Source organism: Acidovorax sp. LjRoot66 (genome assembly GCF_964253305.1).
Taxonomy (GTDB): Bacteria; Pseudomonadota; Gammaproteobacteria; order Burkholderiales; family Burkholderiaceae_C; genus Acidovorax.
This window is the reverse complement of record NZ_CAXUQU020000001.1, coordinates 1,713,715-1,729,642: the sequence shown is the minus strand read 5'-3', so window position 1 is coordinate 1,729,642 and position 15,928 is coordinate 1,713,715. Positions and strand designations below refer to the sequence as shown.

Below are 15,928 nucleotides of genomic sequence, written 5' to 3'. Positions count from 1 at the left end.
TCGCCCAAAGGGAGAACGCAGTGAGTTCTGCGGCACCACCCCAGGTCCGAGCATCGCAGGTTGCCCCCTTCGCCCAACGGGCGAAGGGGGACGCAGACTGGGGGTCGCCTTTTCTTTGCCTACTTTCTTTTGGCGACGCAAAAGAAAGTAGGTGCGCCGCCGGGCGCACACCCCGGCCTCCGACCTCAACCAAAGCACAGAAGAACGAAGAGCAGCAAACCATCACCGCCCCAGATAAACCTCAATCACCCGCTCATCCGACTGCACCTGGTCCAGCGTCCCCTGCGCCAGCACAGATCCATCGCACAAGACAGTAACGATCTCAGAAATAGTGCGGATGAACCCCATGTCATGCTCCACCACCATCAGAGAGTGCTTGCCCTTGAGCGTCAGGAATAGCTCCGCCGTGCGGGCCGTCTCGTCATCCGTCATCCCCGCAACCGGTTCGTCCAGCAGCAGCAGCTTCGGGTCCTGCATCAGCAGCATGCCGATCTCCAGCCATTGCTTTTGCCCGTGGCTCAGGTTCCCCGCCATGCGCGACACGCTGCCCGCCAGGTGGATCGTGTGCAGGATCTCTGCCAGACGGTCCGACTGGGCGGAGTCGAGCTTGAAGAACAGGCTCGACGACACGCCCTTGTGGGTCTTGAGCGCGAGTTCAAGGTTCTCGAACACGGTGAGCTGCTCGAACACCGTGGGCTTCTGGAACTTGCGGCCGATCCCCAGACTGGCAATCTCGGGCTCGTTGTGGCGCAGCAGGTCGATGGTGCTGCCGAAGTACACCGTGCCGCTGTCCGGCCGCGTCTTGCCGGTGATGATGTCCATCATCGTCGTCTTGCCCGCGCCGTTGGGGCCGATGATGCAGCGCAGCTCACCGGGGGCGATGTCGAGGCTCAGGTTGTTGATGGCCTTGAAGCCGTCGAAGCTCACGTTCACGTCTTCGAGGTACAAAATGCGGCCGTGCGTGATGTCCACCTCGCCGGGTGTGGCGATGCGCGAGAAGCCCGCGGCGCGCCCGCCCGATTCGGTCTGGCCGGGGGCCACCGGGACGGCCTTGGCTGCAATGCGCCGCGCGCCCTCTTCCATCAGGTCCGGGGTCATTGCGTGCCTCCCTTCTTGTCATCGTTCTTTTTGCCGAAACCGAACTTCTTCACCAGGCCCACCACGCCATTGGGCAGGAACAGCGTGACGGCAATGAACAGCGCGCCGAGGAAGTACAGCCAGAACTCCGGCGCCGTGACGGTGAGCCAGCTCTTGGCGCCGTTGACGATGAAGGCGCCCACGATGGGCCCGATCAGCGTGGCGCGGCCGCCCACGGCCGCCCACACGGCGATCTCGATGGAGTTGGCGGCGCTCATCTCGCCGGGGTTGATGATGCCGACCTGGGGCACGTACAGGGCCCCGGCCACGCCGCACATCATGGCGCTGATGGTCCAGATGGTGAGCTTGTAGGGCAGCGGCGAGTAGCCCGAGAACATGACGCGCGTCTCGGCGTCGCGCACGGCCTGCAGCACGCGGCCGAACTTGCTGCGCACCAGCCAGCGCGCCATGAGGAAGAACCCGAGCAGGGTGAGCCCCGTGAGCACGAACAGCAGCATGCGCATGTTCTGCGTGGCAATCGGCTGGCCCAGGATGCGCTTGAAGTCGGTGAAGCCGTTGTTGCCGCCAAAACCCGTCTCGTTGCGAAAGAACAGTAGCATGGCCGCGTACGTCATGGCCTGGGTGATGATGGAAAAGTACACGCCCTTGATGCGCGAACGGAACGCGAAGTAGCCGAACACGAAGGCCACCAGGCCGGGCACGGCCACCACCAGGATGAGCGTGGCGACGAAGCTGTCGGACAGCATCCAGTGCCAGGGCAGTTCCTTCCAGTCGAGAAACACCATGAAATCGGGCAGCTCGCTCTTGTAGTTGCCGTCGCGGCCGATCTGGCGCATGAGGTACATGCCCATCACGTAGCCGCCGAGCGCGAAGAACAGGCCGTGGCCCAGGCTCAGGATGCCGGTGTAGCCCCAGATCAGGTCCATGGCCAGCGCGCAGATGGCGTAGCACATGATCTTGCCGAGCAACGCCACGGCGTAGTCGCTCATGTGGAACACGCTGCCGGCGGGCACCACCAGGTTGAGCAGCGGCGCCAGGGCGCACACCACGATGAGCGCGACGATGAAGGCCGACCAGCCGGTGCGCGTGAGCAGCGGGGCTGGTGCGGGGAGTTGTAGAGAAGGCGTTGAGGTGGTCATGGTATTGCTTGCCCGCTCAGTCGGCTGTGCGGCCCTTCACCGCGAAGATGCCCTGCGGCCGCTTCTGGATGAAGATGATGATGAACACGAGCACGGCGATCTTGGCCAGCACGGCGCCGGCCCAGCCTTCGAGGAACTTGTTGAGCACACCGAGGCCCAGTGCCGCGTACACGGTGCCGGCCAACTGGCCCACGCCGCCCAGCACCACGACCATGAAGGCGTCGACGATGTAGCTCTGGCCCAGGTCGGGGCCGACGTTGCCCACCTGGCTCAAGGCACAGCCGGCCAGGCCGGCGATGCCCGAGCCCAACGCGAAGGCCATGGTGTCCACGCGCGCGGTGTTCACGCCCATGCACGAGGCGATGGGCCGGTTCTGCGTGACGCCACGCACGAACAGGCCCAGGCGTGTGCGCCCGATGAGCCAGCCCATGGACAGCAGCACGGCGATGGCAAAGCCGATGATCACGAGGCGGTTGTAGGGCAAGGTGAGGTTGGAGAGCACCTGTACGCCACCGCTCATCCAGGCGGGGTTTTCCACGCCCACGTTCTGCGCGCCGAAGATCGTGCGCACCAGCTGCATCAGCACCAGGCTGATGCCCCAGGTGGCCAGCAGCGTCTCCAGCGGGCGGCCATACAGGAAGCGCAGCACACTGCGTTCGAGCACCGCGCCCACCAGGGCCGATGCGCCGAAGGCCAGCGGCACCGCGGCCACCAGGTACCAGTCGAAGGCGCCGGGCAGGTACTTCTGGAACAGACCCTGCACCACGTAAGTGGCGTAGGCGCCGATCATCATCAGCTCGCCGTGGGCCATGTTGATCACGCCCATCAGGCCGTAGGTGATGGCCAGGCCCAGCGCCACCAGCAGCAAGATGGACCCCAGGCTGATGCCCGAGAACGCAGCGCCCAGGCGCTCGCCCCAAGCGAGCTCGCCGTCGATGGCTTTCAGGGCGGCCTGCAGCGCAGCCTTGACCTTGGCGTCCTCTTCCACCGTGGCGCGCTCGTTGAGCAACAGGCGCGTGTCGGGCGTGGCGCTCAGCGACAGGGCCTGCGCGGCGGCGATGCGCTGGGCGGCGTCTTCGCTGCCCAGCAAGGTGGCGGAGCGGGCCAGTTCCAGCTGGGCCTTGATGGCAGGTTGCGTCTCTTGCGCCAGGGCCTTGTCCAGCAGGGGCAGGCGGCCGGCGTCGGGCTCGCGGGTCAGGGCCTTGGCAGCAGCCAGGCGCTTGGCGTCGTCCTTGCCGAACAGGGCCAAGCCGGCCATGGCGGTGTCGATCTCGCCGCGCATACGGTTGTTGTTGATGACGTCTTCGGCGTCGTCGGGCACGGGCATGTCGGTGCCGGTGGCGGGGTCGATGCCCTTGCCATCACGCACGATGATGGCGGCCTTGCCCGCGCCGACGACTTTCACCTCGTCATCGGCCAAGGCCTTGAGGAAGGCGGCGATGCGCTCGTCGGGCTGCACGATGGCCTGCTGCACGGCGGCCACGCGGTCGTCGGTGTCGCCGGCGGCCATGGCCAGCGCCTGCTCGGCCGTGAGTGCCTGCGCGGGGCCGGCCCACGCCAGCAGGCACAGCCATGCCATCGAAAGAAATCTGAACATAGTGCGTCAGTCAATGCCTGTGGAGGCACCCCGCGAGGCGGGGCGCGCCCGGAAAGAAAAAAGGGAGGGGCACGGCAGCGCCCCTCCCCTTGCAAGGCGCCTGTCCGCCTTGGGCGATGCCGTTACTTCTTGGCAGGTTCGTCAGGCTTCTTGTCGTTGCCTTCGATGTAGGGGCTCCATGGCTTGGCCTTGACCGGGCCAGGCGTCTTCCACACCACGTTGAACTGGCCGTCGGCCTTGATCTCGCCGATGAACACGCTCTTGTGCAGGTGGTGGTTCTTTTCGTCCATCTTGGAGACGATGCCCGACGGTGCCTTGAAGGTCTGGCCGGCCATGGCGGCGATGACCTTGTCGACATCGGTGCTCTTGGCCTTTTCGACAGCCTGCTTCCACATGTTGATGCCGATGTAGGTGGCTTCCATCGGGTCGTTGGTGAGCGGCTTGTCCTTGTGGCCGGCGATGCCCTTGGCCTTGGCGTAGTCGCCCCACTTCTTGATGAACTCGGTGTTGGCCGGGCTCTTGATGGACTGGAAGTAGTTCCAGGCGGCCAGGTGGCCCACCAGCGGCTTGGTGTCCACGCCGCGCAGTTCTTCCTCGCCCACCGAGAAAGCGACCACAGGCACGTCCTTGGCCTTCAGGCCGGCGTTGCCCAGTTCCTTGTAGAAGGGCACGTTGGAGTCACCGTTGATGGTGGAGACCACGGCCGTCTTGCCGCCCTGGCTGAACTTCTTGATGTCGGCGACGATAGTCTGGTAATCGGCGTGGCCGAAGGGGGTGTACTTCTCGTCGATGTCGCTGTCCTTCACGCCCTTGGACTTGAGGTAGGCGCGCAGGATCTTGTTGGTGGTGCGGGGGTACACGTAGTCGGTGCCCAGCAGCACCCAGCGCTTGGCGCTGCCGCCGTCCTTGCTCATCAGGTAGTCCACTGCGGGGATGGCCTGCTGGTTGGGCGCGGCGCCGGTGTAGAACACGTTCTTGGAGAGCTCTTCACCCTCGTACTGCACGGGGTAGAACAACAGGCCGTTCATTTCCTCGACCACGGGCAGCACGGACTTGCGGCTCACCGAGGTCCAGCAGCCGAAGATGACCGAGACCTTGTCCTGGCCGAGCAGCTGCTTGGTCTTTTCGGCGAACAGGGGCCAGTTGGAGGCCGGGTCGACGATCACGGGTTCGAGCTTCTTGCCGAGCACGCCGCCCTTGGCGTTGATCTCGTCGATGGCCATCAGCACGGTGTCCTTGAGCACGGTTTCCGAGATGGCCATGGTGCCCGACAGGCTGTGCAGAATGCCGACCTTGATGGTGTCCTGGGCATGGGCTGGCAGGGCAGACAGGCCAGCGAGCGCAGCGACGGCCGCGAGGGCCTTGAGGGAATAACGACGTTGCATGTGTGCTTCTCCAGTAGAGGGGTTCAAACCGCTTCGCCCGATGGCCCTGTGGGGCTGATGGATCGGTCGATGGAATGGATTCTGGAGACAGGCCCCCGGATCGGAAATACGCCGGGTGGCGTACACGGCCGGTTACATGCAGGGCAAAAATACCTACCAAGCTCAAGCCGGAATTGGATTTACAACTATTAAAATGATAGCAAATTTCCTACCTGCCGCACACGCCACAGGCGGCGCACGGCCACCTGATCAGCGCGCCGGCCGCTTGAGCGCGTGCACGGTGGTGGTCTTGCGCACCGGGCTGGACAGCACCAGCGAGGTGGTCACTCCGCCGTGCCGGGCCAGCGCATCGACCACGCGCTGCAGGTCTTCGGGCTCGGCGATGGCGCAGCGCACGATGAAGCAGTCCTCGCCGGTCACGCGGTCGGCTTCGAGCACCTCGGGCATGGTCTCGAACAGCTTCACGTAGGGCGCGATACCGGCGTGCGTGGTCTGTATGCGGATGAGGGCCTGCAGCCGCACGCCGATGGCGCGCAGGTTGACCCGGGCGCCGTAGCCCTCGATCACGCCCGCGTCTTCGAGCTTGCGCACGCGCTCGCTCATGGCGGGTTGCGACAGCCCGATGCGCTTGCCCAGGGCGGCCAGGCTTTGCCGGGCGTCGGTCTGCAGGGCTTCGAGGATGAGCCAGTCTTTCTTGTCGAGTTGCATGGTGCTGCGGGCTGAAAGGGGGTTGCGCCGGGGCCGATCATCCATCGGTTTGGTGCCCATTATTCCGATGCCCTGCCCTTCCCGTGCAGCGCGTGGGGGCCTATCGTCTGGAGCGTGTTCACGGTCTTTTCAGGAAACAAACCCATGCTGCAGTTGGTTGGAATGCTCGATTCGCCCTATGTCCGCCGCGTCGCCATCGCGCTCACGGTGCTCGATGTGCCGTTCACGCACCTGCCGCTGTCGGTGTTCAGCACCTTCGATGCGTTCGGCAGCATCAACCCGGTGGTCAAGGCCCCGACCCTGGTCTGCGACGACGGCGGCGTGCTCATGGATTCGACGCTGATACTGCAGTGGGCGGCCACGCTGTCCTTGCACCGGCTGCAGCCCGCAGGCGGCCCGGCGCTGCGGCGCGCGCTGCACCTCACAGGCCTGGCACTGGCGGCATGCGAAAAGGCGGTGCAGATCGTCTACGAGCACCAGCTGCGGCCCGCCGAGAAGCTGCACACGCCCTGGCTGCAGCGCGTGACCGGCCAGTTGCTGGCCGCCTGCGCGCTGCTGGAGGCAGAACTGGCGCGCGAGCCCCTGCCCGCGCCCGCGCAGGAAATCGGCGACGCGGGCATCACCAGCGCCGTGGCCTGGGGTTTCATGCAGATGATGGTGCCCGACACCGTGGCGGCGGCTGGCTACCCGGCGCTGGCGGCCTATGCCGAGCAGGCGGAGCGGTTGCCGGCCTTTGCGGCACTGCCTGCGCGCTGAATCGGACCCTTGTGTCGCCTGGGCGCGTCGCGCCGGGACCCCTGCCGGTATACGATGGCCCCCTACCCATCGCTCCGACGAGAGGCAGGCAACAACCATGGTGAAACGACGCACAGTGCTCTGGGGAGGCGCCGCCACGGCCGGCGCGCTGGTGATCGGCTGGGGGGCGCTGCCCCCGCGCCAGCGCCTGCGCACGGGCGCGCCCCTGCCCACGGCGGGCGGCCAGGCAGCGCTCAACGGCTGGCTCAAGATCGGTGCCGACAACACCGTCACAGTCATGATGGCCAAGGCCGAGATGGGCCAGGGCACACACACCGGGCTGGCCGCCATCCTGGCCGAGGAGCTCGATGCCGACTGGGCCCAGGTGCGGCTGGAGATGGCGCCCATCGACGACATCTACAACAACCTGGCCACGGTGGTCGATGGCCTGCCCTTCCACCCCGACAACGATGGCTCCATGAAGGCCGTGGCCGGCTGGCTCACCGCCAAGACCATGCGCGAGGTGGGCGTGATGATGACCGGCGGCTCGTCCAGCATCAAGGACCTGTGGCGGCCCATGCGCGAGGCCGGCGCCAGCGCCCGGGCCATGCTGGTGCGCGCGGCGGCCGCGCAGTGGAACGTGCAGGCCACCGAGTGCAGTGTGCAGGCCGGCGTGGTCGAGCATGCCGCGGGCCAGCGCGCCCGCTTCGGCGAGCTGGCGGCCCTGGCCGCGCAGCAACCGCTGCCGGGCAAGGTGGCGCTCAAGGAGCCGGCGCAGTTTCGCCTCATCGGCAAGCCGCTCACGCGCATCGAGGCGCGCGGCAAGCTTGATGGCAGCGCCGTGTTCGGCATCGACGCGAATCCGCCCGGTCTGCTGCATGCCGCCGTGGTGATGTGCCCCACGCGCGGCGGCAAGGTGGCGCGCATGGACGGCGCCGCCGCCGAGAAGCTGCCCGGCGTGAAGAAGGTGCTGGCCGTGGACGCCCTGAACGGCGGCACCGGCGCCGTGGCCGTGATCGCCGACACGCCCTGGCATGCGCGCAAGGCCGTGGCCGCCGTCACGGTGGAATGGGACCACGGCCCGGCGGCCGCGCTGTCAAACGCGGCGGTGTACACGCAACTGGCCCAGGCGCTGGACCAGGCCAAGGGCTTTGGCTACCACCAGAGCGGCGATGCCGAGGTGGCCATGCAGGGTGCTGCGCGCACCCTCACGGCCGACTACCGCGCGCCCTACCTGGCCCATGCGGCACTGGAGCCCATCAACTGCACGGTGCAGTTCAGGGACGGAGCGGCGACGGTGTGGACCTCCACCCAGGTACCCGACCTGGCGCGCACGGCTGCGGCCAAGGTGCTGGGCATTGCCGAGGACAAGGTGGACGTGCAGCAGTTGCTGCTGGGCGGCGGCTTCGGCCGGCGGCTGGAGGTGGACTACGTGGCCCAGGCCGCCGCCATTGCGCGCGAGGCCGGTGGCGCGCCGGTGCAGACGCTGTGGACGCGCGAGCAGGACACGCAGCACGATTTCTACCGCCCTGCGTGCATGGCGCGCTTCAAGGCCGGCTTTGATGGCGAGGGCCGGCTGGTGGCGTGGGAAAACCTCTCGGTGGGCCAAGCCATCGTGCCGCAGGTGCTCGGCCGCATCTTCGGCCTGCCCGGGGCCGGGCCGGACAAGACCACCTCGGAAGGCGCCTTCGATCAGCCCTACGAGTGGCCCAACGCACGCATTGCCCACGAGATCATCGCGCTGCCGCTGCCGGTGGGCTTCTGGCGCTCGGTCGGGCATTCGCACCAGGCCTTCTTCAAGGAAAGCTTCATGGACGAGGCGGCCGCTGCAGCCAGGCAGGACCCGGTGGCCTTTCGCGCCAGCCTGCTGCAAAAGCACCCGCGCCACCTGCATGTGCTGAAGAAGGCGGCCGAGCTGGCGGGCTGGGGCCAGCCGCTGGCAGCCGATGCATCGGGCGCGAAACGCGCACGGGGCATTGCGCTGCACCAGTCCTTCGGCTCCATCGTGGCGCAGGTGGCCGAGGTGTCGGTGGCGGCGGACAGCAAGGCCATCCGCGTGCACCGCGTGGTCTGCGTGATCGACTGCGGCGCGGCCATCAACCCCAACCTCATCACCCAGCAGATGGAGAGCGCCGTGGTCTTCGGCCTCACGGCTGCGCTGCATGGCGAGATCACCGTGGACAAGGGCCAGGTGCAGCAGGCCAACTTCCACGACTACCCCCTGCTGCGCATGGCCGAGTGCCCGCGCATCGAGGTGCATATCGTGCAGAGCGCCGAGCCGCCCGAGGGCGTGGGCGAGCCGGGCGTGCCGCCCATCGCCCCCGCCGTGGCCAACGCCCTTTTCGCGCTGAACGGCCAGCGCCTGCGCAGCCTGCCGCTGCGCCTGGCCTGACCCCCTTACAGGAGCCCCATCCATGCCCTCCACCCTTCGCATCAACGGCAAGGCCGTCTCCGTCAACGCCGAGCCCGATACGCCCCTGCTGTGGGTGCTGCGCGGCGAACTGCACATGAACGGCACCAAGTTCGGCTGCGGCATGGCGCTGTGCGGCGCCTGCACCGTGCACCTGAACGGCGAGCCCACGCGCGCCTGCGTCACACCGCTGTCGGCGGTGGGCGAGGCCGACGTGACCACCATCGAAGGCCTGGTCGGCCCCCAGGCCGAGGCCCTGCGCAACGCCTGGATTGCGCTGGACGTGGCCCAGTGCGGCTACTGCCAGAGCGGCCAGCTCATGTCGGCCTGCGCGCTGCTGGGCAAAACCGCGCGCCCCACGGATGCGGACATCGACACGGCCATGTCGGGCAATGCCTGCCGCTGCGGCACCTACCCGCGCATCCGCGCAGCGATCCACCAAGCCGCTGGCGGCAAGGCGGGCTAGCTGGCTAGCGCCCGGCCCTGGGCGGGGTCTGGATCGGGTTCGGGTTCGGGTTCGGGTTCGGGTTCGGGATCGAGCACGATGAGCATGTCGGCGCGGGCTGGGGGCGACGGTGCAGCCACCTGCACGTTGTTGCGGCCCGCCTGCTTGGCCCGGTAGAGCGCCTTGTCGGCGGTGTTGACCAGCTCCTCGAAGCCCGCGCCGGGCTCGGCGTACAGGGTGGCCAAGCCGATGCTCACCGTGACGGTGACGCAGGCGCCCTCCGCATCCACGGGCACGTTGTGGTCCGATACGCCCTGGCGCAGCAGCTCGGCCAGGCGCAGAGCGCCGGGGGCATCGATGCCCGGCAGCACGATGACGAACTCTTCGCCCCCGTAGCGGGCCACGATGTCCACCGCCATGCGCGAGCGCGCCAGACAGGCCTGGGCCACCGCGCAGATCACCCGGTCACCCGCCAGATGGCCCCAGGCGTCGTTGACGGCCTTGAAATGGTCGATGTCCACCACCATCAACGACAGCGGCTGGCCCAGTTGCGCGGTGCGCTGGCACTCGCGGGCGCCCAGGTCCATCAGCGTGCGCCGGTTGGACAGGCCGGTGAGCGCATCGCAGGCAGCCAATTGTTCCAGCGCCGTGTTGAGCTGCTGCAGCAGCGCGTTCTGCTCGCGCAATTGGCGGTTGATCTGTGCGATCTCGTCTTCCTTGCGCTTGCGGTCGTCGATGTTGAAGGTCACTCCGATCAGGCGCTTGCCCGGGGTATCGGTATGGCCGTCCATGATGCGGCCGTAGTTGGCATACCAGACCCATTCGCCGCTCTTGGCGCGCAGCCGGAACTCGCAGCGGTACTGCGGCGTGATGCCCGACATGTGGTCGGACACGGCTTGCTGCACCGTCCCCAGGTCATCGGGGTGGAACAGGCCGTAGACGTCCTGCAGGCCCGAGACGATCTCCTCCTCGGTGAAGCCCAGCTCCAGGAAGGTCTTGGTGGCCTTGCGGGTCACGTTGCCAGTGACCAGATCGTTCTCCCACAGGTCCAGGCCGGCCGCTTCCAGGGCCAGCTCCAGCCGCTCCCGGTTCAGGTCTGCTTCACCCATGGCGGCCAGCCGGTTCAGGCCGAAGGCATCGCGCCTGCGTAGCCGATGTTGCGCAGCAGCGCTGCGAACGATGCCACCACGCCCGGCGTGCTGTACAGCTGGGGTGCCGTGGCCACCTGGATCACGCTGACCTGCTTGCCCGTGCTCTGGCCGGTGGCGGCATTGAAGTAGACCGCCAGGTCGTCGCTGGCGTTGGAGAAGCCCCGGCCCGTGCTTTCGGAGTAGTAGCAGATCGAGTCGGGCGCGATGATGTCGGGCGAGGTGCTCGCCGTGCTGTACATGATCAGGTTCTCGTTGAGGTTGTACAGGTAGTGTGTTGCCGTGCTCTGGCTGGGATCCTGGGCATTGTCCAGGCGAATGACCCCTGAGTCCAGCGAGGAAGTGCTGGAGGTGGATTGCGTGACCGCCGTGATGTAGAAATTGGTCAGCACCGCCTGGGCCGCGCGCCCGGTCAGCTGGGTGATGTTGGCGGCCACGGCCGCCGTGGAAGGCGGCGTCTGCGCCTTCAGCAGCGAAAGCCCCAGCTGGCGCGCCTGCTCCAGCGTGCCGGGAATGTAGTTGCCCGACAGCGCATAGCCATTGCCCTTGTTGGATGGCCACATGGCGATGCCCGAGTACCCGCCAAAACCGCCGACCACCCCGCCCGCCAGCGTTTCCACCTTGTCCGCCGTGGGCGCACCCAGCACGGCCGATTCGACCAGCGGCGAAGGGGGGGCGTCGCTGGCCAGCGCGCAGGGGCAGGGAGCCAGTTGCGCGCTGCCCGTGAAGGTGGTCTGCGGCAGCTCGGGTACCGCGCGGCCGGCGCCGTCCCCATTGACCACGTAGATCGTGCCGCGGGACATTCCGGCCCCGATCAGGGGCACCAGCGAGTTGATGGGGCCGATTTCGACCGGAATCACGCAGCCCAGCGGCCAGCCGGTGGCCTGTTCGAACACCTGCGAGGTGTTGGTGATGGAGTTCTGGATGGCAGTGAGGGTCAGCCCGTCGGCGGCATCGGGCGAGCCCATGATGGCCAGCACGCAGGCAGGGGTGGCGCCATCGTAGTCCTTGACGGTCACCGGCGTAAAGGTGCCCTGCTGCGCAAGCTGCCCGAGGATGGTGCAGGCGTCGCCGTAACTGCCTCCGCCGCCACTTGCAAGAATTGCAGCACCCGCTGCGATGGCCTCCAGATCGTCCAGCCCATAGGTATACACAGCGCCCATTGGAATCCTCCCCTTTGAATGGCTGGCACGATACGCCATGCCGCTTGATTGTCAACCCGCAGCATACAGCGGCGCCACAGCGCCTGGAAAGCACTCTGGCCGGGTGCGGCCGCTTCGCCTATGCTCCGTACAGCCCCATTTTCCCGAGCGCACCCGAGCGAACACCATGAGCCACACCGAAACCTCCGTCATCTACGGCACCGAAGACCTGTTGATCAGCCTGTGCAACTCGGTCACCCGCGTGCTCAATGTCGCCACCCACAGCCAGATCCACTACTCGGGCATGGTGCAGCGCATCAGCAAGACCTGCCTGAAACCCGACATCGGCTGCTTCGTGCTGTTCGACGGCGGCTTCTCGGGGCTGGTGATCATCAATTTCTCGGCCCAGGCGGCCATGGAGCTGTATTCGAGCTACCTGCTGAACATGGGTATGTCCAAGGACGACCTGGTCACCTCCTACACCTCGGACGAAGTGAGCAACGTGATGGGCGAGCTCATGAACCAGGTGGTGGGCGACTTCACCGGCAAGGTGCGGCGCGAGCTGCAGACCCACATCACCCAGAACCAGCCCAAGATGCTGGTGCTTAACAAGCAGGTGATGCTCAGCGTGGACGCCAACCTGGACAAGCCCGAGGCCCGGCGCGTGACCTTCTACACCGCCAGCAACAACATCTTCTACCTGGAGCTGGCCATCGACCGCACCGAGTTCATCAAGATGGTGGACTTCGAGGCACAGGACACGCCCGACGCCGATGCACTGATGTCCCAGAACGCCCAGGGCACGCAAAACGCGACCGCCCCGACCCCCGCACCGGCGGGCGACAGCGGTGATTCCGCCACGGACGAGCTGCTCAAGTCGCTGGGCATGTAAGCCGCGCCGCCGTCGGCCAGCGAGCATCCGACGCCAACCATGCAACGCCCGCCGCAGGAACCCCTGCCGTACGAAGAGTTGCCTCTGGGCTCGCTGGACCCCGAGCGGGTCGAGGCGCTGTGGTGCTACCGTCCCGCCGCTCCCCGCCGCCAGACTGTGCTGCCCGATGGGCGCATGGACCTGGTGGCCCATGCCGTGCTGGATGGCAGCGGTCGCATCGCCACCGTCCGCCTGGCCATTGCCGGCCCGGCGGACCGCCCTGGCACCGTGGCCCACCGCGCCCCTGTCTGGAGCGCGGGCGTGCGCTTCCGGCTCGGCTGGGGCGGCGCCTGCCTGGCATTGGATCCGGCCGCCTTGCTCAACCAGGTACTGACCGGCGCGGCGGTAGAGCGCGCCCTGGGCAACGACCTGGCGTCTGCCTTGCTGGCCGCCACCGACACCCCTGGCCTGCAGGCCGCCCTGGTGCAGGCGGCACACCGCCTGTCGCAGCGCGCGGGGCCGCCCGGGCCGGCCCAGGCCCGTGCACTGCAAGCCCTGCGCTGGTGGCACATGCACCCTGGCGCCCCCCTGCAGGCGATGTGCAGCGCCCTGGCCATGTCCGAGCGCACCCTGCGCCGCGACATGCTGGCCACCGTGGGCCTGCCGCTGCGCAGCCTGGCGGGCATTCTGCGCTTTCAGCGCGCCATGGCGCTGGTGCAGGCGGGGCGAGCGCCCTCGCTCACCGGCCTGGCGCACGATGCGGGCTATGCCGACCAGGCGCACATGACGCGCCAGTTCCGCCGGCTCGGTGGCTTCACGCCTGCGCTGCCCGAGGCCGTGCCGGTGGTGGAAGCGGCATGGCAAGCTCCATCCGCCGGGCCAGCGCCCCCTGGCGCGCACGCAGAAACACGCGCAGCCGGTCCGCATAGTCCGCGCCCACGGCGCCCTGCACCGAAGGCCGGGCCGCCAGCACCGCGCGCCAGGCCGCCACGCGCGGCAGGCCTGTGAACATGCCGAAGTCGCCGATCGGGTCGAACACATCGAAGTAGCGGAACACGGGGCCGAACACCGCATCGACCAACGTGAAAGTCTCGCCGGCAAAGTAAGGACCCCCTTCCTGCCGCATGCCCAACTGCACCTCGACCTGCGCGAGCAGGCGCCGGATCTCCCCGGCCCGGCTGGCCAGCGCCGTGTCGTCGGGGGCGTTGTAGAACGTGCCGATGGCCGAGAGCACGGCCGAGCCGAACTCCATCCAGCCGCGGTGCCGCGCCCGGGCCAGCGCGTCCTGCGGGTGCAGGCGGGGCGCGGTGGTCTCGTCCAGGTACTCGCAGATCACGGCCGATTCGAACACCGGCTGGCCATCCACCAGCAGCACCGGCGTCTTGCCCAGTGGCGAGATGGCCAGGAACCAGGCGGGCTTGTCGGCCAGGTCGATGTCGATGCGCTCGAAGGCGACGCCCTTTTCCACCAGCGCAATGGCGGCCCGCTGGACATAGGGGCAAAGGGGATGACTGATGAGGGTGAGTGGGTGCGGCATGGTGGTCCTTGATGGGTGGGAGCCCTGAATCTATGATTGCGCCAACGAAATCAAAATACGCACCACTGCAAATCATGATTGCACCAACGCAACACCAAGCCACGCCGTACCAGTTGGGTGCCAGCGATCTGGAGAACGTGCTGGCCCTGGTACGCGCCGGCACGCTGGCAGGTGCCGGGGAACGCCTGGGCGTGGACCCGTCCACGGTGTTCCGCACGCTGCAGCGCATCGAACGCGGGCTGGGGCAGGCGCTGTTCACGCGCTCGCGCACGGGCTACCAGCCGCTGGAGCTGGCCCAGACCCTGGCCGGGCATGCCGAGCAACTGGAGTCGGCCCTCGAATCGGCCCGCTCCGCAGCGCAGGTACAACCCGAGCGTGTGTCGGGTACGGTGCGCATCACCACCACCGACACCATCCTGCACGGCCTGGTGGCGCCTGCGCTGGCGGCGCTGCAGGGGCAGCACCCGCTGCTGCAGTTCGAGCTGCATGCCGGCAACGACCTTGCCAGCCTGACCCGGCGCGACACGGACATCGCCGTGCGCGCCACGCGCCGCCCGCCGCCCCACCTGGTGGGCCGGCAGGTGGGCCCCATCCGCATGGCCCTGTATGCCGCCCGGCAGGGGCCCACGCAGCGCTATGCCGATATCCAGGCAGGACAGGCCTTGTGGGTGGCGCCCGACGATGCACTGCCCGACCACCCCTCGGTGCTGTGGCGCAAGCGGCATTTTCCGAAGGCGGTGGCAAGCTACCGTGTGAACAGCATCCTCACCGTGATGGAAATGGTGGCCCTGGGGCTGGGGGTGGGCGTGCTGCCGGTCTTCCTGGCCCAGCCGCACTCCGGCCTGCTGCCGCTGACCGATGCGCTCGATGAGTGCGAGACCGGGCTGTGGCTGCTCACACACCCCGAGGCGCGGCACCTGCGACGCGTGGCCACGGTGTATGCCCACCTGGCGCGCACGCTCGTGCTGGAATAAGGGCCCCAAGCGGGCTTGGCCGCAACGTTCAATACGCCGGACGCGCGGCAACCGATACTGGGCGCCACCACTGCCCGCCGGATTTCCACCGCCATGCACGCCCTGCCCCTCTTCGCCGAGAACGACCCCGCCACGCTGCACCCGCTGATGGCGGCCTATCCGCTGGCCACCCTGGTCACCACCAGCGCGGCAGGTGCCAGCGACGTTCACTTGCTGCCACTGGAGCTGCATCTGCCCGACGGGGCGGTGGCCTGCCTGCGGGGCCACGTGGTGCGCAGCCATCCCCTGCGCCAGCAGGTGGGCGAAGGCGACAGCCTGATCGCGCTTTTCCAGGGCCCCAACGCCTACATCTCGCCACGCTGGTACGTGAATGGCCAGCGCAGCGCACGCCTGGCACCGAGCTGGAACTACGTGGCCGTGCAAGCGCGCGGGCGCCTGCGCTGGGTGGAGGATGACCCGGTGTGGGTACTCGCCCACCTGGTGGCACTCACCGCCGCGCAGGAGGCCAGCCGCGCAGAACCCTGGTCACTGGACATGGCCGCGCCCGACTACGTGGAGAGCGCGGCACGGCACCTGGTGGGGTTCGAGATCGAAATCACGGCATTGGAAGGCAAGCGCTTTTTGTCGCAGCAGCGCACCGAGGCCGACCGGCGCAGCCTCATTGACCACCTGGAGCGCGAGCCCTCAGGCATGGCGCGCGACGTGGCGCGGCTGATCGTGCCCTGACCACCGCAGCTGC

Annotated in this window: 14 protein-coding genes and 1 pseudogene; 7 read left to right on the top strand and 8 right to left on the bottom strand. The window is 67.7% G+C overall.

The features are described from left to right. Positions 1–222 precede the first annotated feature (222 nt). The 5 genes from urtD to ACSQ3Y_RS08045 all read right to left on the bottom strand — a co-directional run bounded on the left by urtD (position 223) and on the right by ACSQ3Y_RS08045 (position 5,927). Positions 223–1,098 carry an urea ABC transporter ATP-binding protein UrtD gene (gene urtD / locus ACSQ3Y_RS08065; protein WP_436176921.1) on the bottom strand — a complete coding sequence of 292 codons (876 nt, stop codon included), beginning with the start codon at positions 1,096–1,098 and terminating at the stop codon, positions 223–225. Further along, positions 1,095–2,237: an urea ABC transporter permease subunit UrtC gene (gene urtC, locus ACSQ3Y_RS08060; protein WP_436176920.1), complete on the bottom strand. Its 1,143-nt coding sequence runs from the start codon at positions 2,235–2,237 to the stop codon at positions 1,095–1,097. Before urtC ends, urtD begins: the two co-directional genes overlap by 4 nt. Positions 2,238–2,253: 16 nt before the next feature. Next, positions 2,254–3,834: an urea ABC transporter permease subunit UrtB gene (urtB, locus tag ACSQ3Y_RS08055; RefSeq protein ID WP_436176919.1), complete on the bottom strand. Its 1,581-nt coding sequence runs from the start codon at positions 3,832–3,834 to the stop codon at positions 2,254–2,256. Between the two features lie 122 nt (positions 3,835–3,956). Further along, positions 3,957–5,219: an urea ABC transporter substrate-binding protein gene (urtA, locus tag ACSQ3Y_RS08050; protein ID WP_057201488.1), complete on the bottom strand. Its 1,263-nt coding sequence runs from the start codon at positions 5,217–5,219 to the stop codon at positions 3,957–3,959. Between the two features lie 249 nt (positions 5,220–5,468). Then, entirely contained in the window at positions 5,469–5,927 is a 459-nt protein-coding gene (locus tag ACSQ3Y_RS08045) for an Lrp/AsnC family transcriptional regulator (RefSeq protein WP_436176918.1), read from the bottom strand. Positions 5,928–6,074: 147 nt separating this feature from the next. Here ACSQ3Y_RS08045 and ACSQ3Y_RS08040 point away from each other — a divergent pair, with 147 nt between their 5' ends. From ACSQ3Y_RS08040 to ACSQ3Y_RS08030, 3 genes are all read left to right on the top strand, one after another. Then, positions 6,075–6,683: a glutathione S-transferase gene (locus ACSQ3Y_RS08040; protein WP_057201528.1), complete on the top strand. Its 609-nt coding sequence runs from the start codon at positions 6,075–6,077 to the stop codon at positions 6,681–6,683. 97 nt (positions 6,684–6,780) lie between these two features. Then, positions 6,781–9,054, top strand: coding sequence for a molybdopterin cofactor-binding domain-containing protein (locus ACSQ3Y_RS08035; protein WP_436176917.1), 2,274 nt, complete (start codon positions 6,781–6,783; stop codon positions 9,052–9,054). 22 nt (positions 9,055–9,076) lie between these two features. Further along, on the top strand, positions 9,077–9,538 hold the full coding sequence (locus tag ACSQ3Y_RS08030) for a (2Fe-2S)-binding protein (RefSeq protein ID WP_428002290.1): 462 nt from the start codon (positions 9,077–9,079) through the stop codon (positions 9,536–9,538). Here ACSQ3Y_RS08030 and ACSQ3Y_RS08025 read toward each other — a convergent pair. Together ACSQ3Y_RS08025 and ACSQ3Y_RS08020 are read right to left on the bottom strand one after the other, a co-directional pair. Then, positions 9,535–10,626: a sensor domain-containing diguanylate cyclase gene (locus ACSQ3Y_RS08025; protein WP_436176916.1), complete on the bottom strand. Its 1,092-nt coding sequence runs from the start codon at positions 10,624–10,626 to the stop codon at positions 9,535–9,537. The two genes, ACSQ3Y_RS08030 and ACSQ3Y_RS08025, sit on opposite strands and share 4 nt — an antisense overlap. Before the next feature lie 14 nt (positions 10,627–10,640). After that, positions 10,641–11,828, bottom strand: coding sequence for an S-methyl thiohydantoin desulfurase domain-containing protein (locus tag ACSQ3Y_RS08020; protein WP_057201491.1), 1,188 nt, complete (start codon positions 11,826–11,828; stop codon positions 10,641–10,643). 166 nt (positions 11,829–11,994) lie between these two features. On the opposite strand from ACSQ3Y_RS08020, the gene ACSQ3Y_RS08015 reads away from it, so the two are divergent. Beyond that, entirely contained in the window at positions 11,995–12,699 is a 705-nt protein-coding gene (locus ACSQ3Y_RS08015; RefSeq protein WP_057201492.1) for a DUF3334 family protein, read from the top strand. Positions 12,700–12,738: 39 nt separating this feature from the next. After that, positions 12,739–13,440 (top strand): annotated as a pseudogene (locus ACSQ3Y_RS08010) (DUF6597 domain-containing transcriptional factor); the annotation flags it as partial. Positions 13,441–13,492: 52 nt separating this feature from the next. Here ACSQ3Y_RS08010 and ACSQ3Y_RS08005 read toward each other — a convergent pair. Continuing rightward, complete coding sequence (locus ACSQ3Y_RS08005; protein ID WP_436176915.1) at positions 13,493–14,215, bottom strand: glutathione S-transferase family protein; 723 nt, start codon at positions 14,213–14,215, stop codon at positions 13,493–13,495. Between the two features lie 74 nt (positions 14,216–14,289). Between ACSQ3Y_RS08005 and ACSQ3Y_RS08000 the strand changes: the two genes are divergently transcribed. Together ACSQ3Y_RS08000 and ACSQ3Y_RS07995 are read left to right on the top strand one after the other, a co-directional pair. Continuing rightward, positions 14,290–15,189, top strand: coding sequence for a LysR family transcriptional regulator (locus ACSQ3Y_RS08000; protein WP_436176914.1), 900 nt, complete (start codon positions 14,290–14,292; stop codon positions 15,187–15,189). A gap of 93 nt (positions 15,190–15,282) precedes the next feature. Then, positions 15,283–15,915, top strand: coding sequence for an FMN-binding negative transcriptional regulator (locus tag ACSQ3Y_RS07995; protein WP_436176913.1), 633 nt, complete (start codon positions 15,283–15,285; stop codon positions 15,913–15,915). The last annotated feature ends 13 nt before the right edge of the window (positions 15,916–15,928 follow it).